General features: G+C 47.3%; 20 protein-coding genes. 11 read left to right on the top strand and 9 right to left on the bottom strand.

What is annotated here, in order from left to right; all coding sequences use genetic code 11:
• Nucleotides 1–219 precede the first annotated feature (219 nt).
• From ACOCLE_RS19230 to rsd, 3 genes are all read left to right on the top strand, one after another.
• Nucleotides 220–2,562 carry a Tex family protein gene (locus ACOCLE_RS19230; protein ID WP_419533833.1) on the top strand — a complete coding sequence of 781 codons (2,343 nt, stop codon included), beginning with the start codon at nucleotides 220–222 and terminating at the stop codon, nucleotides 2,560–2,562.
• A 334-nt stretch (nucleotides 2,563–2,896) separates the two neighbouring features.
• The gene (gene gshA / locus ACOCLE_RS19225; RefSeq protein ID WP_419533832.1) at nucleotides 2,897–4,474 is read left to right on the top strand and encodes a glutamate--cysteine ligase; all 1,578 of its coding nucleotides are present in this window, start codon (nucleotides 2,897–2,899) and stop codon (nucleotides 4,472–4,474) included.
• A gap of 512 nt (nucleotides 4,475–4,986) precedes the next feature.
• Nucleotides 4,987–5,463 carry a sigma D regulator gene (rsd, locus tag ACOCLE_RS19220; RefSeq protein ID WP_419533831.1) on the top strand — a complete coding sequence of 159 codons (477 nt, stop codon included), beginning with the start codon at nucleotides 4,987–4,989 and terminating at the stop codon, nucleotides 5,461–5,463.
• 58 nt (nucleotides 5,464–5,521) lie between these two features.
• On the opposite strand, the gene ACOCLE_RS19215 is transcribed toward rsd, so the two are convergent.
• On the bottom strand, nucleotides 5,522–6,205 hold the full coding sequence (locus tag ACOCLE_RS19215) for an FKBP-type peptidyl-prolyl cis-trans isomerase (RefSeq protein ID WP_419533830.1): 684 nt from the start codon (nucleotides 6,203–6,205) through the stop codon (nucleotides 5,522–5,524).
• A 345-nt stretch (nucleotides 6,206–6,550) separates the two neighbouring features.
• On the opposite strand from ACOCLE_RS19215, the gene ACOCLE_RS19210 reads away from it, so the two are divergent.
• Nucleotides 6,551–7,198, top strand: coding sequence for a hypothetical protein (locus tag ACOCLE_RS19210; protein WP_419533829.1), 648 nt, complete (start codon nucleotides 6,551–6,553; stop codon nucleotides 7,196–7,198).
• Between the two features lie 114 nt (nucleotides 7,199–7,312).
• Nucleotides 7,313–9,241: an ATP-binding cassette domain-containing protein gene (locus ACOCLE_RS19205; RefSeq protein ID WP_419533828.1), complete on the top strand. Its 1,929-nt coding sequence runs from the start codon at nucleotides 7,313–7,315 to the stop codon at nucleotides 9,239–9,241.
• Between the two features lie 42 nt (nucleotides 9,242–9,283).
• On the opposite strand, the gene ACOCLE_RS19200 is transcribed toward ACOCLE_RS19205, so the two are convergent.
• The gene (locus tag ACOCLE_RS19200) at nucleotides 9,284–9,517 is read right to left on the bottom strand and encodes a cell division protein ZapB (protein ID WP_419533827.1); all 234 of its coding nucleotides are present in this window, start codon (nucleotides 9,515–9,517) and stop codon (nucleotides 9,284–9,286) included.
• 295 nt (nucleotides 9,518–9,812) lie between these two features.
• Here ACOCLE_RS19200 and ACOCLE_RS19195 point away from each other — a divergent pair, with 295 nt between their 5' ends.
• The 6 genes from ACOCLE_RS19195 (at nucleotide 9,813) to hemW (ending at nucleotide 14,389) form a co-directional block, all read left to right on the top strand.
• The gene (locus ACOCLE_RS19195; protein ID WP_419533826.1) at nucleotides 9,813–10,037 is read left to right on the top strand and encodes a hypothetical protein; all 225 of its coding nucleotides are present in this window, start codon (nucleotides 9,813–9,815) and stop codon (nucleotides 10,035–10,037) included.
• Nucleotides 10,038–10,296: 259 nt separating this feature from the next.
• Entirely contained in the window at nucleotides 10,297–11,442 is a 1,146-nt protein-coding gene (gene metX / locus ACOCLE_RS19190) for a homoserine O-succinyltransferase MetX (protein WP_419533825.1), read from the top strand.
• Nucleotides 11,439–12,050: a methionine biosynthesis protein MetW gene (gene metW / locus ACOCLE_RS19185; RefSeq protein ID WP_419533824.1), complete on the top strand. Its 612-nt coding sequence runs from the start codon at nucleotides 11,439–11,441 to the stop codon at nucleotides 12,048–12,050. The genes metX and metW overlap by 4 nt, the downstream gene beginning before the upstream one ends.
• Nucleotides 12,050–12,559, top strand: a complete 510-nt coding sequence (locus ACOCLE_RS19180; RefSeq protein WP_419533823.1) for a DUF4426 domain-containing protein — start codon at nucleotides 12,050–12,052, stop codon at nucleotides 12,557–12,559. Before metW ends, ACOCLE_RS19180 begins: the two co-directional genes overlap by 1 nt.
• 3 nt (nucleotides 12,560–12,562) lie before the next feature.
• A complete protein-coding gene (gene rdgB / locus ACOCLE_RS19175) occupies nucleotides 12,563–13,198 on the top strand; it encodes an RdgB/HAM1 family non-canonical purine NTP pyrophosphatase (protein WP_419533822.1) in 636 nt (211 codons plus the stop codon).
• 78 nt (nucleotides 13,199–13,276) lie between these two features.
• Nucleotides 13,277–14,389, top strand: a complete 1,113-nt coding sequence (hemW, locus tag ACOCLE_RS19170; protein ID WP_419533821.1) for a radical SAM family heme chaperone HemW — start codon at nucleotides 13,277–13,279, stop codon at nucleotides 14,387–14,389.
• 26 nt (nucleotides 14,390–14,415) lie between these two features.
• Here hemW and ACOCLE_RS19165 read toward each other — a convergent pair whose 3' ends face one another.
• The 7 genes from ACOCLE_RS19165 to hemC form a co-directional block, all read right to left on the bottom strand.
• The gene (locus tag ACOCLE_RS19165; protein ID WP_419533820.1) at nucleotides 14,416–15,687 is read right to left on the bottom strand and encodes a hypothetical protein; all 1,272 of its coding nucleotides are present in this window, start codon (nucleotides 15,685–15,687) and stop codon (nucleotides 14,416–14,418) included.
• Between the two features lie 364 nt (nucleotides 15,688–16,051).
• Complete coding sequence (trmB, locus tag ACOCLE_RS19160) at nucleotides 16,052–16,783, bottom strand: tRNA (guanosine(46)-N7)-methyltransferase TrmB (protein WP_419533819.1); 732 nt, start codon at nucleotides 16,781–16,783, stop codon at nucleotides 16,052–16,054.
• Between the two features lie 69 nt (nucleotides 16,784–16,852).
• Entirely contained in the window at nucleotides 16,853–17,224 is a 372-nt protein-coding gene (locus tag ACOCLE_RS19155) for a DUF423 domain-containing protein (RefSeq protein WP_419533818.1), read from the bottom strand.
• Nucleotides 17,221–18,459, bottom strand: coding sequence for a heme biosynthesis HemY N-terminal domain-containing protein (locus ACOCLE_RS19150; RefSeq protein WP_419533817.1), 1,239 nt, complete (start codon nucleotides 18,457–18,459; stop codon nucleotides 17,221–17,223). Before ACOCLE_RS19150 ends, ACOCLE_RS19155 begins: the two co-directional genes overlap by 4 nt.
• Entirely contained in the window at nucleotides 18,456–19,769 is a 1,314-nt protein-coding gene (locus ACOCLE_RS19145; protein WP_419533816.1) for a uroporphyrinogen-III C-methyltransferase, read from the bottom strand. The genes ACOCLE_RS19150 and ACOCLE_RS19145 overlap by 4 nt, the downstream gene beginning before the upstream one ends.
• A gap of 171 nt (nucleotides 19,770–19,940) precedes the next feature.
• Complete coding sequence (locus ACOCLE_RS19140) at nucleotides 19,941–20,693, bottom strand: uroporphyrinogen-III synthase (RefSeq protein WP_419533815.1); 753 nt, start codon at nucleotides 20,691–20,693, stop codon at nucleotides 19,941–19,943.
• 21 nt (nucleotides 20,694–20,714) lie between these two features.
• Nucleotides 20,715–21,674 carry a hydroxymethylbilane synthase gene (gene hemC / locus ACOCLE_RS19135; RefSeq protein WP_419533814.1) on the bottom strand — a complete coding sequence of 320 codons (960 nt, stop codon included), beginning with the start codon at nucleotides 21,672–21,674 and terminating at the stop codon, nucleotides 20,715–20,717.
• Nucleotides 21,675–21,700: the final 26 nt, after the last annotated feature.

The raw sequence follows: 21,700 nt of genomic DNA, 5'->3' as shown, positions 1-21,700 counted from the left end.
AATAAATAGTAATGATAACAACAGGTTATAATGGTAATAACCCTAGATATAAAATCTCGTTATAATGCCCGGTTTTCTCTGGTCGTTAGCGTGTCTGTATGGCTTGAGTTTTCAGGCCAGGATAGGCATTAATTACCGGCTGGATGCAGAAACGGTGCTGTTTCTGAGCATTGTCTGGAAACTGTCCTATTGTTTTGATTCCCATGATGAGTGTGTTTTATGCAGAGTATCTCCCAGCGTATAGCTGAAGAGTTGGGTGCCAGACCTGAACAGGTCACCAGTGCTGTACAGCTGCTTGATGATGGATCCACGGTTCCTTTCATTGCCCGTTATCGTAAAGAGGTCACCGGAGGTCTGGACGATACTCAGCTGAGAACGCTGGAAGAACGTCTCCGCTATCTAAGAGAACTGGAAGAGCGTCGTGAAGCCATTCTGAAGAGCATTACAGAGCAGGATAAGCTGACGCCTGAACTGGAAAAAGATATCCGTTCTGCAGATACCAAAACCCGTCTGGAAGACCTTTACCTCCCCTATAAGCCCAAGCGTCGTACAAAGGCTCAGATTGCCCGTGAGGCGGGTTTGGAGCCTCTGGCAGATATGCTTTTCAATACGCCAGAAAAAGACCCTGAAGTAGAAGCCGCTGCTTTTGTGGATGCTGATAAGGGTGTTGAGGATACCAAGGCCGCTCTGGAAGGTGCCCGCTATATCCTGATGGAACGTTTCAGTGAGGATGCAGAACTTCTGGGACAGCTGCGTGAGTTGCTCTGGAATGAAGGTATTCTGAGCAGTCGCGGAGTTGAGGGTAAAGAAGAGGAAGGAGCCAAGTTCCGGGATTACTTTGAACATGATGAGCCACTGAAAAGTGCTCCATCTCATCGTGCGCTGGCCATCTTCCGTGGTCGAAATGAAGGCGTATTGCAGGCTAACATCCGCCTTGTCAATGAACCGGAAGACCGTCGTGAAACCCACCCCTGTGAGAAGCTGGTTGCTGATTTCTGGAAGGTTGAACAGAAAGGCCGAGCAGCAGATGACTGGTTGAAGGATGTGGTTCGCTGGACCTGGCGGGTTAAGCTGCTGTCGCAGCTGGAAACAGAGCTAATGACCCGCATTCGCGAAAACTCTGAAGATGAGGCTATCAAGGTCTTTGCCAAGAATCTGAAAGATTTGCTGCTGGCTGCTCCGGCTGGCCTCAGGCCAACCCTGGGTCTGGACCCGGGCTTGAGAACCGGCGTAAAGGTTGCCGTGGTCGATGGCACAGGCAAGCTGGTTGAACATACGACCATCTATCCTCATGCTCCCCAGAAGAAATGGAAGGAAGCGCTTGGTACTCTGGCGACCCTCTGTCTGACTCATCAGGTAGAGCTGGTCAGTATCGGTAATGGAACGGCATCCCGTGAGACAGACCGTCTGGCCGCTGAACTGATGCGCAGTTATCCAAAACTTGGCCTGACAAAAATTGTTGTCAGTGAAGCAGGTGCATCCGTGTACTCGGCATCTGAACTGGCTGCCCGTGAATTCCCGGACCTGGATGTTTCTATCCGTGGGGCCGTATCCATTGCCCGTCGTTTGCAGGATCCTCTGGCAGAACTGGTTAAGATTGAGCCGAAATCCATCGGTGTTGGCCAATACCAGCATGATGTCAGCCAAGTCAATCTATCCCGCTCTCTGGAAGCGGTCGTTGAGGACTGTGTAAACGCCGTAGGTGTTGATCTTAATACGGCTTCCAGCGCTCTGCTGGCTCGCGTATCGGGTCTTAACCGTACTCTGGCAGACAATATTGTTGCCTATCGTAATGAAAACGGTGCATTCAGAAGTCGCCAGGACCTGCAGAAGGTCGCCCGTTTTGGTGCTAAAACCTTCGAACAGGCCGCAGGCTTCCTAAGGGTTATGAATGGTGATAATCCTCTGGACAGTTCTGCTGTGCACCCTGAGGCGTATCCTGTGGTTGAGAAAATTGCCAATCAGTCCAGCCGCGATGTGCGAGCTTTGATCGGTGACTCTGCCTTCTTAAAGGGCCTGAATGCTGCGGACTTTACCGACGAAACATTTGGTCTGCCAACCGTTACTGACATTATCAGCGAGTTGGATAAGCCTGGTCGTGACCCACGTCCGGATTTCAAAGCGGCTGAGTTCAAGGATGGTATTGAAGATATCCGCGATCTGAAGCTGAATATGGAGCTGGAAGGTGTGGTAACCAACGTCACCAACTTTGGTGCGTTTGTTGATGTTGGTGTCCATCAGGATGGCTTGGTGCATATCTCGGCTTTATCGGAAAACTTCGTTAAGGACCCCCGTGAAGTTGTCAAAGCCGGTGATATCGTTAAGGTCAAAGTCATGGAGGTGGATGTTGCGCGTAAACGTGTTGGGCTTTCCATGCGGATGTCGGATAAGGCTGAAGAGCGTGCAGAAGCTCGCCAGCAACCACGGCAAGCCAGAACTGAAAAGCCTGCAGGCCGCAGCAAACCACAGAAAGCCAATCAGTCAGGTAATCGTGGCAAGAAGCAGGACTCAGGCGGCACTTTTGCAGATCTGTTTGCCAATGCGAAACAACTTCGCAAGTAAGCTCTTCTGTGAAAAGTCAATTCTGACAGAGTCAGCAAAGACATCGTTAACGACGATGGTTGCCCGATAAAGAAAAAGCCAGACAACTACTTGTCTGGCTTTTTTAGGGGATTTAGAAAATTCAGGCTGGTATCATACGAATCGCAGGATGTAATCAGATGCTAAGCTGGTTGCTATTTTATCAGGCTCTTTGAAGCTTTCTTGCTCGGTGTGAAGCCGAGTATTCATGAGAGTTCGTTTATATTGTCGATGTTCCTGGCATCAGTATTGCCAGTAAGAATCACCGCTTCGAACGAATGTTAGACCTGTACCTAATTATTATTGGATCTGTACCTTGGCTACTGAGTATCAGGATCGTCTGGAGCTTTTCCAGTCCCGTGCTAACCATTCAGTTCTCAATGGCATTTGTCATGGCATTGAACGTGAAACTCTCAGGATTACCTCAGATGCTCGTCTTTCCCAAAAGCGCCATCCTGAGAAACTGGGGCGTTCATTAACTCACCCTTACATCACCACAGACTATTCTGAGGCACTGCTTGAATTCATAACGCCAGTACATTGTCGAATTGGTGATACGCTCTCTTTTCTTGAGCAGCTTCATCAGTACACTAATCAGCATATTGATGGGGAACTGCTCTGGGCGGGTAGCATGCCTCCTTTGCTGGAAGGAGACGCCAGTATTCCCATTGCTCAGTATGGCAGCTCCAATATTGGCTTAATGAAAACGGTTTATAGAGAAGGACTCTGGCATCGTTATGGTAAGCCAATGCAGACCATTGCTGGTATTCACTATAACTTCTCCCTGCCAGAAGAGTTCTGGGCGTTGTTACAGCAATACTCTGGGCAAGAGGGCATCAAAGCTCAGAGCTTCAGGTCGGCCGGTTACTTTTCTCTGATCCGGAATTTTTTGCGTTACTCGTGGCTGTTAATGTATCTTTTTGGAGCTTCTCCAGTTGTTAGTCGAAGTTTCTTTGCCGACGGAGGAGAGCATTCAGGCCTTAAGGCGCTGGATAAAGACACGCTTTTTCTTCCTTATGCGACATCGTTACGCATGAGTGATATGGGTTACAGTAATCATGCTCAGTCTTCACTGAATATTTGCTACAACACACTGGACGATTATGTGGACAGCCTTTCCAAGGCTATTCGAACACCATACCCTGCCTATGAAGCCATTGGTCTGAAAAAAGAGGGTAAATACCTTCAGTTGAATACCAATCTTCTGCAAATAGAGAATGAGTATTACAGCACTATCCGCCCTAAGCGGATTGCTCGCTCCGGTGAAAAACCAGTGACGGCTTTGCGCAATGAAGGCGTTGAGTACGTTGAGGTGCGCTGCCTTGATATCAACCCCTTTGAGCCACTGGGGCTGAGTGAGTTAGATGCCCATTTTCTGGACGTTTTCCTGGTCTATTGTTCATTGCAGAGCAGCAACCCTATTCATGCAGATGAGTGTGCTGAGGTCAGCAATAATTTCAAAACAGCGGTTACGGAAGGTCGCCGCCCGGGCGTCGAGTTGAGACAGAGAGGTCAATCAGTCGTACTCCAAAACTGGGGGCTTCAGCTTCTGGATGACATGACTCCAATTGCTGAGATTCTTGATCAGGCAAATGAGTCTTCAGCGTTTGTTAAGAGCTTGTGCACCCAAAGAGAAAAGCTGAGAGATGTCTCTTTAACGCCTTCTGCTCAGTTGCTTAGTACCCTTGAAACTAAGGGTTCCGGTTATGTTGAACTGATGATGTCGTTATCGGAAAAACACTCCAAAAGCTTCTCTGAGCATGATCTGAGTGATGAGCGAATATCCTACTTTGAACAAGTTGCTCAGCGCTCTATTGCCGACCAGCTGGCAAGGGAAAGTAATGATCAAATAAGCTTTGATCAGTTTCTTCAGGAATATATGGAAGCAGAGTAATGCGGGTTTAGCGTTATTTATTTCGTAGCCGGAAAAGGAGCTTCTGGCGATTCTGCCTAGAATTATGGCTTTTTATTATTTATCTTGGGTTTTGTTCATTGATTTTAATATCGATTCCTGACCTAAAATGCGCGGTATTTCCGAAAATCATATGACTATTCATAGGTGTGGTTTCTGCCTCTCTAATATTTTGGCGGATTGGTTATGATTGTTCATAGCCAAAATAAGAGCTCACTAGTATCTGGAATGGCAAATTAAAATAATTTTTTTAAATTAAATATATTTTTTTTAGTTAAAAAAGTTGTTGTTCTGTTGAGGTCCTTCGCTGAAACCATTGAATTCATGAACTTCTTTGAAAGCTTGCATTTTAAATCAGGTTGTGTTTTAAAAAAATAAACGCTTGCCGCAAAAAATTCACTGTCATAACCTAGCATCTAAGCTGCCTGACTCAGGCACTTGAGAGGTCCCATTCACGCAGAAGAGATCTAATTGTTAAAGAGGAACTGTCTATCATGCTGGAGGGTTGCCAAACGGCCAGAGAACGTTGGGGAGGTGTGTCAGAAATTATTGATCGCTGGCTCAACGAACGTCAGGAGCTAATTGTCCTTTACTGCTCCATCAATGGAATGGATCAATTTGATGATGACAAGCGCCCAGTGGCAAGTAAGTTGAAAGAGCTGTGTCAAATTTTAGTTGATTATGCCTCAGCTGGTCATTTTGAGGTCTATGAACAATTGATTCAGGAGGCCCGTGAGTTTGATGACGGTGGAGTTGAGCTGGCTCATGCCATGCTGCCAAAGCTCGAAGGAAATACTTCAAGGTGCCTTAATTTCAATGATCGTTGTGAATCAATCAGCTCGCTTCAAAAGCTTCAGGAAGCGGTATCTGAACTGGGAGAAACTCTGGAAGAGCGGTTTAGTCTTGAAGATAAGATGATTGAGACTCTTCATGAGTCTCATAGAGAAAAGTTGACCGCTCAAGATATTTGAATCATAAGATGACAGACTGCACAATTAGCCAATGTTGTAGTCTGCCACCTTGTTGAAGTTAACTACTCTTGCTTACATCTTTAAGCTCTACCTTGAAAATAACAGCCTCATTAGGACCTATTATTCCCGGAATACCATTTGAGCCGTAGGCCATTGTTGGTGGAACGAATAACTCCCATGTTGAGCCTTCAGGCATCTGCTGTATCCCCTCTGTCCAACCTGAAATAACACGATTCAATTGAAAAGTTGCTGGTTGGTTTCGGGTATATGAGCTCTCGAATAAGGTTCCGTCGATTAACCGGCCTTCATAGTGAACAGTTATGTGATCGGTGGCAGAAGGCCTGATGCCGTTACCTTGGGTCAGAATTCGGTATTGAAGGCCACTCTCCAGCACAACTATCCCAGGCCTTTTGCTATTTTTAGCAAGGAAAATCTGACTTTTTTCCAAGCTCATTTTTGCTTCTAGTTGGCGCTCTGTCTGTTGCTTGGTTTCCTTTTTTAACTGAGCCTGACCAATAAAGTATGAGATTTCATCTTGTGACAGCTGCAAGGTATAACTGCCAAGAGAATCTTGTATGCCTTGGTTAACAGCCCTGATATCAATGCCTTCAAATTGTTTAAGCTGCTCTGCCAGAGATACTCCAAGGCTATAGCTCAATTTCTCATCCTCTGTTTCCAAGGCAGCAAACGAGCAGAGGGAGTAAGTTAGCAGGGTAACGCTAATCAGCGTTCTAAATCTCATATAAATACTCTTTCTGATGATTTTTTATGCTGTTTCCAGCATATTAAGCTCCGAGGCCTATCATTTAGTAATCCTGTTTTCTTGGCAACCCTGGTTTATCGTTTTGACATACAAAAAGTGCCTTATTTAAAGTGATTTCACTCAAAATAAACGGCTTATTGTTTCTATCTATTAAGATAATTGGAAATAAAACATTAAAAAAAATAGAAAGAAAGCTAAAAAAAAATTTGCAGATGACGAATAAGCACTCTATGTTGGAATTAAAACTGGGTATAAATTATTCAGTTTTTATTACGATGTACTAACTACTAGTAGATTGGTTAAATTAGAACGAGGGACGACCCAATGCCTGCAACAAGGAAGACTGCAGCTAAAAAAAGCACAGCCAGGAAGGCTCCTGCTAAAAAAGCGACTGCCAAGAAGACTGTTAAAAAAGTCGACATGGTGAAAAAGTGGGAAAAAGAAATTGATGCGCTGAAGAAAAAGCTTGAGAAAGCTAAGGAAGCGCTGAAAAAAGCCAAGGCCAGTGCGAAGAAGGCTGCTGCTAAAAAAACTACTGCCAAGAAAAAGGTAGCTGCTAAGAAGAAAACTACGGCTAAGAAAACTACCGTCAAAAAAACGGCAGCTAAGAAAAAGACAGTAGCTAAGAAAAAAGTTGCAGCTAAAAAGAAGGCTCCAGCTAAAAAGGCGGTAGCTAAAAAGAAACCAGCAGCTAAGAAAAAAGTAGCAGCTAAGAAGAAGCCCGCTGCTAAGAAAAAAGTTGCTGCTAAGAAGCCAGCAGCCAAGAAAAAAGTAGCTGCCAAGAAGAAAGCACCTGCCAGAAAAGCAGTGGCTAAGAAAAAGCCAACAGCTAAGAAAACCGTAGCTAAGAAAAAGGCACCAGCCAGAAAGGCCGCTCCTAAAAAGAAAGCTCCAGCCAGGAAGGCAGTAGCTAAGAAAAGAGCTCCAGCCAGAAAGGCAGCTGCAAGAAAGTCTCCTGCTAAGAAGAAGTAAAGTAGCTGGCAACTTGATGTTTTAAAGGGGGAATTCTATTCCCCCTCATTATTTTTGATAATTCACAACTTTCTCCTCTAAAGATATTCGATTTCATCGGGCTCGCTACATATAATGCCCGCCATGATCACATTGAATTCCATCAGCCTTTTAAGGTCTGGCAAGCTCCTGCTGGAGAATGCATCAACAATAATCCATTCTGGTCAGCACGTTGGCCTTGTGGGTGCTAATGGGTGTGGCAAATCAAGCCTGCTTGCGTTGCTTACAGGGGATTTGCAGCCTGATAAAGGTGAACTCGCGTTTGATAAGGGGCGTGGACTGGCGCATATGGCTCAGGAAATTGATGTCCTGGACCGGAATGCTGTGGACTATGTATTGGATGGTGATGCTGAACTACGTCGGATAGAGCACGCAATTGCTGATGCAGAAACATTAGGAAAACACGATAAGCTGGCAGATCTACATGAGCAACTGCTGAGTGCTGATGGCTACACGGCCCGCTCTCGAGCAGAGCAACTGTTGCATGGATTGGGCTTTAATCATGATGTACTGAAAAAAAATGTCCGCGACTTTTCCGGTGGGTGGCGGATGCGACTGAATCTGGCAAAAACATTGATGTGCCCATCAGACATCATGTTACTGGACGAACCAACCAATCATTTGGATCTTGATGCCATAGTCTGGCTTGAAAACTTTCTGAAGCGATACCCGGGAACATTGCTGGTTATTTCCCATGACCGGGATTTTCTCGATGCCATTACCGATTACACACTCCACATAGAGCATCAAACGCTGTTTCAGTACCGTGGAAACTATTCGGCTTTTGAGCATCTTAGAGCGCAGAGACTTCAACAGCAGCAGGCTGCTTTCGAGAAACAGCAGAAGCTGCGGGCTCATATGGAAAAATTTGTTGAGCGCTTCAGGGCAAAGGCGACAAAGGCCAAGCAGGCTCAAAGTCGCTTGAAGGCTTTAGCAAGGCTTGAAGATATTTCAGCAGCCCATGTAGATTCACCATTCTCTTTTACTTTTCCAGAAGCCGATAAGATGTCTGCACCATTATTGGTTCTGGATACGGCTGAACTTGGCTATGGCGATAAGCCCTTATTAAAACTTGGCATCAACATTCAACCTGGCAGCCGCATTGGGCTGCTTGGAGCAAATGGTGCTGGTAAATCGACCCTGATCAGAACACTTGCCGGGGAATTGCCACTGATTTCAGGAAAGGTTCACCTGGGAGAGCACTTAAGCATTGGCTACTTTGCACAGCACCAGCTGGAGAGTCTGGATTTTAGTGCAAGCCCTTTGCTTCACTTGCAAAGGCTTTCTCCTGAGGCTAGAGAGCAAGAGTTGAGAAACTTTCTTGGCGGGTTTGGTTTTCATGGAGATAAGGCTCTGGAGTCGATCCAAGGGTTTTCCGGCGGTGAGAAAGCGAGACTGGCTCTGGCAATCATTGGTTGGCAGAAGCCAAACCTGTTGTTACTTGATGAGCCAACCAACCATCTTGATCTTGATATGCGTCTGGCCCTGACCATGGCCTTACAGTCATTTGAGGGGGCCGTGATTCTGGTCTCGCACGATCGTAACCTGATTCGAAGTACGACCGATGAGCTTTATCTGGTTCATGATGGTCGAATGGAAGAGTATTCAGGTGACCTTGACGATTACAGTCAATGGCTGGTTCAGCTTCGATCTAAGGAACGTAATGAATCCCGTAGTGTCAGGAGTGTAGAGAATACCGGTGAAGTAGTTGGCTCTTCACAACAGAAGAAAGACATGCGACGCCAGGAGGCTGAAAGGCGTAAGGCACTACGGCCTTTAAAACAAAAAGCGGAGAAACTTGAAAGTCAGTTGGAGAGCCTGCAATCCTCTCTTGCGAATGTGGAAGAACTGCTCTCGGATCCTTTGGTATATGAAGAGAAGGCCAAAGAAAAACTAAAAGAACTGCTAGCTCAACAAACAGGACTTAAACGTCAGATTTCAGAAGCTGAAGAAACCTGGATGGAAGCTCTGGAGGCCATTGAGAACGCTGAAATTGATCTATGAAATGTGGGGCAGGGATGCCCCGCAATCATATGCCAACAGAGCTTAAGCGACAGCTTCCTGCTCGCTGGTTTCTTCCTCTGTTATGATATCCAGTTTACCCAAAAGGGCGGTCACACGTTCACCCCATGCGGTAAGCTCCTGCTTAAGCTGGATATTCTCTTCTTCAAGGCGGGTATTAGCAGACCTTAGGTCTTCTACTTCCATTCTTGATAGTTCCAGTTTATCAATCAGGTTCTGGAGTCTTGATTCAAGCTGGCCTAGGGATTCAATAGACATAACGACATTTGCACCGAGAGGTCTGTGAAAAGTATTTAATAGTTTGCACTATTGCGGGAAGTTACGATAGCACGTTTTTATCTGAACAGTTTGCTACCAGTAAGAATACTTCAGTAAAGCCTGACTATACTAGGTTTAATTCAAGATAATCGTTGAATTTATCTGTATCGGTACGATGCATTCTCAAGCAGAGTAATCTGTTGCCTTGCGGGCTCATTCCGAATGAAGCTTCATTGCAGGATGGTCCTTCATAGGAAGACAAGTACCCAGAAGCCAATTGCTTCGGGAGTTCCAAATGAGCAAGACTTTTCAGCCATGTGCCAGAATTATTTCAGCCTTGAATGTTGAAGATGAGGCGATTCGGGCTTTCTATATTTCCCTGATCAACAATCAAAGTGTTGATGAATACATTAATGATCGACACCTGCACTTTTGCTCGCGACAGGTTGAAGGCTACTTTTTGAGTCATGTCCTCGCATTGACCGAACTGGCTTTGGAGTTACCTGTAGTCAGGACATAATTGCCTGAGGTTAGCCAGGTCATCGTCAGAGAATCAACTCCGGATAAGCTGACAAAAAAAAATGAAGAAGATAAACTGCCTGCAATTTTCGCTGCTCTCGTTGTTTCTGTGAGAGAGTTCTTTATTGATTAATAACAAGCCTGAAGAGCCATAGTGAATAACCTTCAGTAAAGTTGAGATAACTTTACTCCGGATCGAGAATGTAGAAAAGCACTTCCGGAGAGGTGTACTGTGGCTAAGAAAGAGAAACAGGAAGTTTATGCCTGAAGTGATTCCTGCCGATTCGGTCGGGCTCGTAAAGCCCAGAGCGATACAGTTTAATCAGTCTCTGTCGTTGAACTGTGGAGAGCTGCTGGATGGATTTCAGCTGATGGTTGAAACCTATGGTGAACTGAATCAGTCTCGCTCCAATGCGGTACTGATCTGCCATGCCCTCAGTGGACACCATCATGCGGCGGGTTATCACAGTATGGACGATCGTAAGCCTGGATGGTGGGATAACTTTATTGGCCCGGGAAAGCCCATCGACACCAATCGGTTCTTTGTAGTTTCTCTTAATAATCTGGGGGGCTGCCATGGCAGTACAGGCCCAACCAGTATTCATCCCAAAACTGGCAAAGCTTATGGGCCAGACTTTCCGGTGGTCACTGTAGCAGACTGGGTAAACAGTCAGGTCATGCTGGCTGACCATTTGGGTATTCAGCAATGGGCTGCGGTTATCGGAGGGAGCCTTGGCGGGATGCAAGCCCTGCAATGGAGCATTGCTTATCCTGAAAGACTTCGACATGCCGTCATCATTGCTTCAGCCGCCAGGCTTTCTGCCCAGAATATTGCCTTTAACGAAGTAGCCCGACAGGCCATTATGTCGGATGAACAGTTTTTGGATGGCCGTTACCTAGAAGAGAACAGCATACCCCGCAAGGGTTTAGGGCTTGCCCGTATGATTGGGCATATCACTTATCTGTCTGATGATGCCATGGGAGCCAAATTCGGCCGTGAGCTGAAAAATAAAGGCTTCAGTTACGATTACAATGTTGAGTTCCAGATAGAAAGTTATCTTCGTTATCAGGGCGAGAGTTTTTCCGGAAGCTTTGATGCTAATACTTACCTGTTAATGACTCGTGCACTGGATTACTTTGATCCAGCCAGTAATTATGAAAACAGCCTGCCAGATGCGCTAAGCAGAGCAACAGCCAGATTCTTTCTTGCTTCATTCTCAACAGACTGGCGCTTCTCACCCGAACGCTCAAGGGAGATTGTCGATGCACTGATGAGGGTGGATAAGGATGTGACTTATCTAGAAGTGGATGCTCCTCAGGGCCACGATGCTTTTCTGATGAATATTCCCCGCTACGTGCGTGGTTTGTCGGCCTATTTGAACCGGGTGGCGGAGGAGTGCTTATGAGCCGGGGGGACTTTGAGATTATCAGGAACTGGGTTGCACCGGACAGCCGGATTCTCGATCTGGCCTGTGGTGATGGGCAGCTGTTGCATGAGCTGCAGCGAGAGAAGCGGGTCAGTGGCTATGGTCTGGAAATTAATTCCCAGAATATTGAAGCCTGTATTGAGCGGGGAGTAAACGTCATCGAACAGAACCTGGATCGCGGTCTGGGGAACTTCAAGGATGGTAGTTTCGATACCGTTATTATGACGCAGGCACTTCAGGTTATGCACTTCCCACACCTTGTGCTGGAGGAGATGCTCAGGGTTGGGCGGGAATGCATTGTTACTTTTCCTAACTTCGGGCACTGGCGTTGCCGCCTTTATCTTGCTGCTCATGGCCGCATGCCGGTCTCGAAGTTTATGCCTTATACCTGGTATGACACACCCAATATTCACTTTTGTACCTTCAGGGACTTTGAAGCTCTTTGTCAGGAGAAAAATTACCGGGTATTGAACCGAATGGTCGTGGATCAATCGTATAACAGTGGGTTGGCAGGTAGAGTCTGGCCAAATCTGATGGGTGAAGTGGCCATTTATCACTTAACAAGCGGGAAGGGGGAGGCTGCATAATGTCGATACTGCACAGTATAATGTCCATGACTCAGCGTTTGATGGCATGCCTGGCCTTGCTGGTGCTGGGCGTTATTGGGGTAGTGAGTCCCGTGATCGCTGAAAGCCAGATTCCGGAAGCCCGGGTGATGAACCAGGAACCCATCCAGATGGGCAACTATCAGGTTCATTTCAGCGCATTCAATAGTACATTTGTACCGCCCGGTGTTGCAGAGCTATATAACCTCCGCCGAGGTAGCCGCTACGGTATCGTCAATATTGCGATTCGTGATGTTTCATCTGATGAGCTGGGCACGGCAGTAACCGGTGTTGTCAGTGGCCATACGATGAACCTGCTCACTCAGAAAAGTAGCTTGAAATTTTCTGAGGTCAAAGACGGCAGTGCGATTTACTATCTGGCCGACTTTAAGTTTTCAGATGAAGAGCTGCTAAAATTTGCCATAGATGTTAAGCCCCAGGGAAGCTCGCAAAGTGAGACGCTTCGCTTTGAGCAGACCTTTTACCAGTGATTGATGAACAGTGTTATGACCAAGGATATTCGTCAGGTAGTACTTGCCAGTGGCAATAAAGGCAAGCTGGCTGAATTCCAGCAGCTGCTGGAACCCCTGAACATCAGGATGATGCCACAAAGTGAGTTTGGCATCGGTACTGCTCTTCCGGAAGCGGAGGAGACGGGCCTGACCTTTATTGAAAATGCCATTATCAAAGCCCGTTATGCTGCCAGGGTATCGGGCCTCCCGGTTATTGCCGATGATTCAGGCCTTGAAGTTGATTCTCTCAATGGTGAGCCTGGTATCTATTCTGCCCGCTATGCGGGACCAGAGGCTTCCTCTGCAGATAATAACCAGAAGCTGTTGAATCGGCTGCAGGGGATCAAGTCTGCTGAGAGAACCGCACGATTTCACTGTGTGCTGGTTTACCTTCGTCATGAGCACGACCCTACTCCGATCATTGCTCATGGCCAGTGGGAAGGTTATATCATTGAAGAGGCTCTGGGAGATCATGGATTTGGCTATGACCCACTGTTTCTGGTACCCGCGGAGCACCGTACAGCGGCAGAACTGCCCTCTGAGTTAAAGAATCGGCTGAGTCATCGAGCTCAGGCGCTACAGCAGCTGTTAGCCCGCCTCAAGGAGATAAAACACTGAAGCCAGGCAGGCTGCTTCCGTGTTGTTAATATGCTCAAACTTCCTCCTCTTAGTCTTTATATTCATGTTCCATGGTGCGTGAAGAAGTGTCCTTATTGTGATTTCAACTCGCACAGGATCACTGGCGATATACCTGAAGATGCCTACATCAAAGCATTGCTGCATGATTTTGAAAACGAACTGCCAAGCGTCCAAGGACGTCCAATACACTCGATTTTTATTGGCGGTGGGACACCCAGCCTGCTGACAGCAAAAGCTTACCAGAACCTGTTTAAAGGCCTTCAGGCGCGGGTGGTGTTCTCGGATGATATCGAGATCACCATGGAAGCTAACCCAGGCACCTATGAGCACGATCGTTTTCAGGCTTACCTGGATGCTGGGGTGAACCGTTTGTCATTAGGCGTGCAAAGCTTTCAGGATGAAAAGTTAGCGGCTCTGGGGCGTATTCACTGTGCCGATGAAGCCCGAGAAGCCATTGCTTCAATCACCAGCCATGGCTTCAGCAATATCAATATCGACCTGATGCACGGTTTGCCTGGTCAATCTTCTGACGACGCCCTTTATGACCTGAAGCAGGCCATTGACCTTAAGCCAGCACATATCTCCTGGTATCAGCTGACCATTGAGCCAAATACGGTCTTCTACTCTAAAACACCGGCATTACCACCTGATGATACGCTCTGGGATATTCAGGAAGCAGGACAAGCCTTGCTGGCATCAGCGGGGTTTCAACAGTATGAAATATCGGCCTACAGTCAGCCTGGTCGACGTTCAAAACATAACCTGAACTATTGGCAGTTTGGTGATTATATTGGCATTGGCGCGGGAGCCCATGGCAAGTTAACAGATACATCGACGGGACAGATTTATCGAAACTGGAAAACCCGGATGCCGGCTGATTACCTCGCCGCTGATCGTTATATTTCCCATGCCTTTGAGGCAGGGCGACGAGTGCTGGAAGCTGATGAACTGCCCATCGAGTTTATGATGAATGTATTGCGACTTCATGAGGGTGTTGATGCCCGACTCTATCCAGAGCGAACTGGACTGGAGCTGGATGGAATTATTAAGCAATTGGTGTTGGCTCAGCAAAAAGGGTTGCTTGAGTGCATGGGGCCTGGAACAAACAGGCTTCAGCCTACCTCAACAGGCAGGCTATTCTTAAATGACCTTCTGGAGTTTTTTGCGTAGGGTTGAGTTTAATAGTGAGTTTGCTTCTAAACAGGAGTGGTGGATTTCTTAGGCGAAAAACCACCAAGTTTCGCGATTTCTAATGCTACCAAAGCCTTGGTCTTACCGGCTATTGGGAGCTCCATGAAAGTACAAACTCCCATTAATTTTTCGGAGAACGCTTGAGGGTTTCGTGGTGGATTCGCTTTAAAATGAAGTGTCCACTGGTCAATGTTGCATAGAACTCTAGACATCTCGCTCTGTGAACCGTGGTCATTCACACCGACAGTAAAACACTGTCTCAGTTTTGGGAGGAGGTTCTCACACCAATTTGTAATGAAGACATCTTGACCATTATTGTTAATAAAGAGCGAAAGGGCGAATAAGTTAATCATTGACCTGACGGTGTCTTTAATATGGAGAGGGGAATCCTCTCTGGAAAAAAAATCGTCTGTTTTACTCTCATCCCATTCAAGAATTGATTGTTCTAATTTACAAAATCTTTCATGGGCTGTAAGACCATTATTGGGGCTGTCATTTTTTTGTTCTACGCCAATGTTTTTATAATGCCAGGAAGCTTTATTTACTCTAGATCTGAAGTAGTGGATCGGGGCTTCGGTTTCTATGGTAGTAATTCGCTTCAAAAGTTCTTTGGTCTCAGGTATTTCATGAGGCGGGCGTGTTGCACAATAGCTACTAACCATCTTATCAGCGACCCACATAAGATCCTGATTTTCTAGATTTGCTATCTCTTTGTTAGCTGTAGGTAACAGCCTTTCATCACTCACACTACTCTCCTGATGAAATGTTGAATGAAAGCCGGATTGATCAAAATAGCCCGAAGCGTCTGTGCGATGAACAACTTCCCTGTTTTTGTTATAGGTGCCAATAGTGGTTGTAGTCGTCCATGTCGTTTCACACCTTCCATGAATTACTTGACAGCCTTGTTGGGTATAACCGGAATTATGGAAGAAGTTAGCCCAAACTTGTTGGTTATCAGGAACAATAATTGGAAATATTGGTGGGTGGCCCCCAGCATTTCTCATCTGGGGTAGCAGGGTTTTCATGTCTTCTAGCATGTTAAGATCACGGGATAGAGTACCTTTTTCTGGAGTCCACGTCTCCAATGCTGTTGTGATAAGTTTTGCCTTTGCCTGACAGGAAAGGTTTGGTAGGTCATTGCGCAAAAAAGATTTAAGATCAAACGGGGTTGCTCTTTGAGGTTGGGTTACTTCACTTGTTTCGCTTATATCGCGGTCATAAAGAAGAGGGCCAGAGAATGGTTGCTCTCCTGTATGAGCCGTTTTTTGTAATTCCATACTAGGCGGGACTTGCCTCCAGGGGGAGGTTGTTGGAGTGCTGGGGATAGAATTCTCCTTGGATGAATGTGCAGGAGAGACGGGTGGTGAGTTAGCAAAAGAGCCATATTTCTCGAGGTCAATATTCAATGGTGGAGAAGGATATTGATATCCACTGGTTAAACTACTGTGACCGTTACCATCCATAATCGATATACTCACTTAAAATAATTCGACCCGTATATAGATGGCGATTTAAAAGAATAGTTTCATTCCGAGTAGCAGATATTACTCGAAATGAAACAGTCATGAGTGTAATCAGTGATCTAATTGCTTCGTGGGTTCTACTTTTTTTTCTTTAAATATTAAATTTGATGGCTATCAATCAATTCGTTCGCTTGAACAGCAAGTCCCAAACTCCATGTCCTAATCGATGACCACGCTTTTCAAATTTGGTTAGTGGCCGGAAATCTGGCCTTGGTGAATAACTATGGTCGGAGGCCAGATTCTCGAAACCTTCTGCTGAACTCATTACTTCCAGCATCTGTTCGGCATAATTTTCCCAGTCAGTTGCCAGATGAATAATGCCGCCAATTTCCAGCTTGGGACGAATAGACTCAATAAAAGCGGGCTGAATCAAGCGGCGTTTATGGTGACGCTTCTTGTGCCATGGATCCGGGAAGTAAATCTGTACCCGCGCCAGGCCGCCATCAGGCACGCATTGTTTCAGCACTTCAACAGCGTCGTCGCAGTAAGTTCTCAGATTGTTGATACCCGCCAGACGAGCTTCGTTAAGCAGGCTACCTACACCCGGACGATGTACTTCAATACCAATAAAGTGCTTGTCGCTCTCCTGGCTAGCCATGGTGACCAGGGAATGTCCCATGCCATAGCCAATCTCCAGAACCCGTGGTGCTTCATCAGTAAAGGTATTCAGGAAACCCTCTGTGCCCTGCTCCAGAGTCAGTCCCCAGTCTTGCCAGCATTCGTCCCAGCCTCTCTGCTGGCCCGTAGTCATACGGCCAGCACGGAGCACAAAGCTCTTGATCTGACGCTTGTGGGGGATTTCCTGTTGTGGGTCGTCAGTCTCGTCGACCGGTTTCACAGTATCGTTCATGGACATCTGAGTTCGTAGAAAATGATCGGCGTAAGATACTGCTCAGGGCGTAAAATGCAAATTTCAGCTTTATGAATAATCTCTGACAGCAAAAAAGGCCAACATCAACCAGCCAAGAATAAATGAAACACCACCAAAGGGGGTCACCACCCCCAACCAGCGAATACCGCTCAAACTCAGCAGATATAGGCTTCCTGAAAACAGGACAATGCCTGCAGTAAAGAGACAAGTACTCCACTTCAGCTTTTTAGAAGCGGGGTAACTTATTCCCAGCAAGGCGACGAATACGAGTGCCAGGCTGTGGTAGAACTGATAATCAGCGGCGGTTTGAAACACTTTCATCGCTCGTTCAGTGAGCGTTCCCTCTAGTGCATGGGCGCCAAAGGCGCTCAGTGCTACCGCAGTCATACCACTGATGGCACCAACAAACAGGGCGTTCATTGTTTATGTATCCTTGGCAGATTAGTGGCACTGTCGGCAGCTAACAACAGGCCTTCCTGGAAATAGCGTGAGCTGTTTTCAAACTCATCCAGGTGTGCGAGAAGGTGGCCAAGTTCGTTATAAACATCAACGCTTTTACGGAGTCTGAGGCTGGCTTCAAGATATTCTCGAGCTTTGCCCCAGAGTTCATTACGAAGTGACAGGCGACCCAGAGCCAGTAAAAGCTCAGGATCGTTAGTACGCTGATTAAGGAGTGATTCAGCAAACAGGAGTTGCTTTTTCAGATCCCTGGCTGGCGTCTTACCGTAAAGACGGATTAACTTCTCACTGTAGCAATGGTTCAAATTTTCTCGCAGCAGAAGTTCTGTTTTTTCTTCGGCGCCCAGCCGAACCAGACAGTCACAGTAACGGTAGAGAATAACCGGGTCCTTTCTCTGGCTGTGGCTCAGGCCTGACCAGATATCATCAGCCGGTTTGGTTTTCTCTTCAGTAGAAAAGCGGTTCCGGCCATAGTTATAAGCTTGTTCGAAGAGGGCTTTGAATGCCTGTTGTTCCAGCTGGTGGTATTCGTCGTCCTTAATCACTTTTTGCTTACGCAGTCTGGGCAGCAGTTTCTCCAGCGATTGCCAGTCATTCAGACGAATATAGACCTGCTTGAGCATTTTCAGAATGTAGCCATGACGTGGGTATTTCTTATGCAGGTGTTTCAGCGTCGCGAGGGCCTGCTCCAGGTGGTTACTGGCCAGCTGAAGCTGGGCCTGGGTAATGCCAATTGCCATTTCTGCACCAGGCGCTTTACTGTCAGCCTGCCTCAGCCAGTTAGCACTGGCCTCATAATTTCCTGCTTCGTGGGCCGCTCTGGCGGCAGCCAGGTAGTTAATCAAGGGGGACTCACCACTTTTTGCTGCCTGGCCAAGGAGTCGCTCTGCTTTACGCCAATGACCTTTGGTAAACTCAGCCAGACCTCGATCAAACAGCTTTCTAGCTTTTGCTTTTCTGGCGTTAGATGAGAGCGGATAAATAAAGCTAAATGTGCCCAGTAGTAATCGAAAAGCAATGACTGTCAGCCATATCAGGCCTAAAGAAATGGCAATCAGGAGCAGCAGCCCCCAGAGGCTGCTTTCAAAGGTCATCTGATCATAAGCAATCAGAACATAGCCATGGTCATTCACCATGATATTGGCAAGTAGAAAACAGGCGGAAACAATAACCAGAAATAGTGCAAACCCTTTCATGAAATTTGCACTCCCCGTTCTTGCTCTGCTGACCGATCTGGATCAGTCACTGGTTTACTGTTTTTTTCATCGCCTTTTCCCGGAGCGGCTGGCTCGGCCTTTTTTTCGGACTTGGTTGGTGCAGATTCCTCCCTTTGAATTGTGGGAGACATGCTGGACTGATGCTCTTTCAGCGCCTCCAGAGCACGATGAATACTTGGTACTTTAGGGGTTACTGAAAGCCCCTCTAAATCTGCAAGTTCTGTAACCAGCTGATTACTTACCTCACCACCTAACATAAAATAGCGATTAAGCCAGTCACGGGTTTGTTTGAGACTGTTCTGATAAATCGACTGCTGCCCTGTGATCAGTGCCAGTTTACTCTGTTCTATCAACAGCAATATCTTCTGACGGATTAACTGATCCTGCTCCGGTGCCAGTAATACTTCAATGGGTTGTTCGCGCTGGGTGTTGATACGGAAGAGGCTGGTGAACCGATGCCAGGTGTCCAGCAACATCGCCTGAATAGTTTCCTGCCAGGTTCTTTCAGCAGGTGGGTTGGTTCCATCCGTGACAGTTGATCCGGGTTTCAAGGCAGTGGCCACATTCGCAATATGGCTATCATCCAGGATAACAAGGTCAGGGATCAGATCTGAAATTGCCTGGAGTCTTAGCCAGATGCTTTCCTGGTTCAATATAGCGGTAGATTTCAGAACCGCCATATCTTCTGCCAGGGCTTCTCTGACAGGAAATAGAGTGTAGTCGTCCAATTGCCCCAGTATCTGCTCTGCACTGGCCATAAGCTCGAGGGCGCCGGTGACGTCATTGACCGTCAGTAGCCGCTGATTGGCAAGACGTATGAGGTATTCGATCTCAGCAACACGCCATTGGTTACGTGTAGAGCCTTCAAGCTCTCTGACTTTGGTAGAAAGCGTATCAATTCGGGACAAAAGCCTGGCTTCGCGTTGTTGCAGAGCTTGCAACTGTTCTTTTTGTCTCTCAATGTCAGTTGAGGTGTTTTGTGCCACCGTCGTCAGCCTGGCTTGTTGACGTGCAATCTGAGTCTGCAGCTGGTCCATTCCCTCGCGAAGAACCGGTTGGCTCTGTTCCAGCGGCATGGCACGCCAGCCAATGTAGCCACTAAGGCCCAGGGCACAGGCGGATATCAACAGGGCAAATCCTGCCAAGCCTTTACCTGAACCGCTGGTTTTTTTCTTTTTGTTAGCTTGCTTTTCTGAATTGGACGCGGTCGCTGAAGTGATGTCTGTTTTCTGCTGAACATCTTCAGGTGTATTTTCTGGTAAACGGTTGTTCTGGTCTGTATCGCTCACGCTTGGGCCTTCCGATCGTTCTAGAGGATGGTCCGAGAAAGTGTCGCGATCATTTTCTGCATCTTTTAGGACTCGTGATCACTTCTTCAGGGGATCCCATTCTCTTTTCAAAAGAGTCTGATTTGAGGTGGTAGGGAGTCAGAAAACAGGCCTCCACCCTCACTACGGACGCTATGTCGGGATAGCCTCCAGTGCCAGCAACATCATTTCGTTGCTGGCTCCACAGGTATTGGTTACCTGTTGGAAACCCAGACTATGGGCCTGTCTGGCAACCCGTTCACTGGGAACAAGCAGCCGGTAGTCAGCTCGATAGGACATGGGTAGGTAGTACCCAAGATTTGTCAGGGTTTCTCCACTACCACAGAGGATGACATTGATTGAATGGCTTTCCAACTTTTTTACGACCGCATTGCGCTCATAGGCTGGGCAGGAACGTTGATAAACGTCCACAGTGTGAACACTGGCACCTGAGCTACTGAGTTGTTCCTCCAGTACCTCTCGTCCCCCCACTCCTTTGAGAATAAGGACCTTCTTATCCTGCACATTGTTAAATGCTTCCAGAGTAAGAAGGGCTTCACTGTCTACGCCGGTTTCCGAATATTGAGCCCTGATATCAAGCTGCTCAAGTTCAGCCGCTGTACTGCTGCCAATAGCAAACCACTGGCAGTGAACCGGTAGCTGTGGCCAGTATCGTTCGATCAGCTCAACTCCCAGACGGGCAGCCGGGCGGCTGGTAACAATAACATGGTCGAACTGGTCGAGCATCAGCAGGCAATCTCTCATTGCCTGTGTTTCTGCCAGGGAATCAATACCCAGCATGGGCAGCGGCCAGGCCAGGCCACCTGCCTCCCTGATGGCTTCTGTCAGTGCCTGAGCCTGCGGCTCAGGACGGGTCACCAGTGCTCGGATATGTGGCAGGTTCATTGTTCTCTAATTACCCGATAGTCAGTGATGAGACAGCTCAGCAAGTATCTTGTCCGCACCCTGTTTCAGGAGAGATTCAGCCACCTGAATACCTGCAGATTCATAATCTTCAGCGGCGCATGTCACTTCACTACGATAGATGGTTTGTCCATCAGGGCTGCCGACCAGACCTCTGAGAAACAGTCGATCTCCATCCAGTTCAGCAAATCCGCCAATAGGTACCTGGCAACCACCATTCAGGCGTCTATTCATGGCTCGTTCAGCACCAACCCTGATTGCTGTTTGCTCATCGTGCAAAGGGGCAATAAGCCGCCTTGTTTCTTCATCACCCATACGCAGCTCAATACCTACGGCGCCCTGTCCAGCAGCCGGCAGGCTCAGGCCTGTATCCAGATAATCACGAATACGATCGGCCATCTCCAGTCGAATCAGCCCGGCGGCTGCCAGTATGATAGCGTCATACTGGCCATCATCCAGCTTGGCCAATCGGGTATTCACATTGCCTCGCAGAAACTGAATCGTCAGGTCAGGACGGGCGGCCAGTATCTGACACTGCCGGCGAAGGCTTGAAGTGCCTACAACGGATCCCTGTGGCAGTTCATCCAGAGAGGCATAGTGATTTGAGACAAAGGCATCCCGTGGGTCTTCGCGCGGACAGATAACCCCGAGCCCAAGACCTTCCGGAAACTCCATGGGGACATCCTTCATGGAGTGCACAGCAATATCTGCACGGCCTTCCATCAGCGCATTTTCCAGCTCTTTGACAAACAGCCCCTTGCCACCAATTTTTGCCAGTGGAGCGTCTAGAATGCGATCACCCTGGCTGGTCATTTTGACCAGTTCTACCTGAATATCCGGGTGGTGGTATTCCAGCTGCTGCTTGACATACTCTGCCTGCCACAGGGCAAGGGCACTTTTACGGGTCGCAATACGAACGGTTTTCACAGGAATGACGGCTTCTGTTGTTGAAATAGTGCTCAAATTGAGTGCCAGTCAGCTACTGGCAA

The organism is Endozoicomonas sp., assembly GCF_965196975.1.
GTDB lineage: Bacteria > Pseudomonadota > Gammaproteobacteria > Pseudomonadales > Endozoicomonadaceae > Endozoicomonas.
Note: the sequence above shows the minus strand (reverse complement) of the source record. Positions and strands in the feature narration are given on the sequence as shown.

Bases quoted from the DNA above. Each gene is read 5' to 3' on its own strand.
- ACOCLE_RS19230 (WP_419533833.1), top strand. From the start codon at position 220: ATGCAGAGTATCTCCCAGCGTATAGCTGAAGAGTTGGGTGCCAGACCT.
- rsd (WP_419533831.1), top strand. From the start codon at position 4,987: ATGCTGGAGGGTTGCCAAACGGCCAGAGAACGTTGGGGAGGTGTGTCA.
- ACOCLE_RS19215 (WP_419533830.1), bottom strand. From the start codon at position 6,205: ATGAGATTTAGAACGCTGATTAGCGTTACCCTGCTAACTTACTCCCTC.
- ACOCLE_RS19210 (WP_419533829.1), top strand. From the start codon at position 6,551: ATGCCTGCAACAAGGAAGACTGCAGCTAAAAAAAGCACAGCCAGGAAG.
- ACOCLE_RS19205 (WP_419533828.1), top strand. From the start codon at position 7,313: ATGCCCGCCATGATCACATTGAATTCCATCAGCCTTTTAAGGTCTGGC.
- ACOCLE_RS19200 (WP_419533827.1), bottom strand. From the start codon at position 9,517: ATGTCTATTGAATCCCTAGGCCAGCTTGAATCAAGACTCCAGAACCTG.
- ACOCLE_RS19195 (WP_419533826.1), top strand. From the start codon at position 9,813: ATGAGCAAGACTTTTCAGCCATGTGCCAGAATTATTTCAGCCTTGAAT.
- metX (WP_419533825.1), top strand. From the start codon at position 10,297: ATGCCTGAAGTGATTCCTGCCGATTCGGTCGGGCTCGTAAAGCCCAGA.
- metW (WP_419533824.1), top strand. From the start codon at position 11,439: ATGAGCCGGGGGGACTTTGAGATTATCAGGAACTGGGTTGCACCGGAC.
- ACOCLE_RS19180 (WP_419533823.1), top strand. From the start codon at position 12,050: ATGTCGATACTGCACAGTATAATGTCCATGACTCAGCGTTTGATGGCA.
- rdgB (WP_419533822.1), top strand. From the start codon at position 12,563: ATGAACAGTGTTATGACCAAGGATATTCGTCAGGTAGTACTTGCCAGT.
- ACOCLE_RS19165 (WP_419533820.1), bottom strand. From the start codon at position 15,687: ATGGAATTACAAAAAACGGCTCATACAGGAGAGCAACCATTCTCTGGC.
- trmB (WP_419533819.1), bottom strand. From the start codon at position 16,783: ATGAACGATACTGTGAAACCGGTCGACGAGACTGACGACCCACAACAG.
- ACOCLE_RS19155 (WP_419533818.1), bottom strand. From the start codon at position 17,224: ATGAACGCCCTGTTTGTTGGTGCCATCAGTGGTATGACTGCGGTAGCA.
- ACOCLE_RS19150 (WP_419533817.1), bottom strand. From the start codon at position 18,459: ATGAAAGGGTTTGCACTATTTCTGGTTATTGTTTCCGCCTGTTTTCTA.
- ACOCLE_RS19140 (WP_419533815.1), bottom strand. From the start codon at position 20,693: ATGAACCTGCCACATATCCGAGCACTGGTGACCCGTCCTGAGCCGCAG.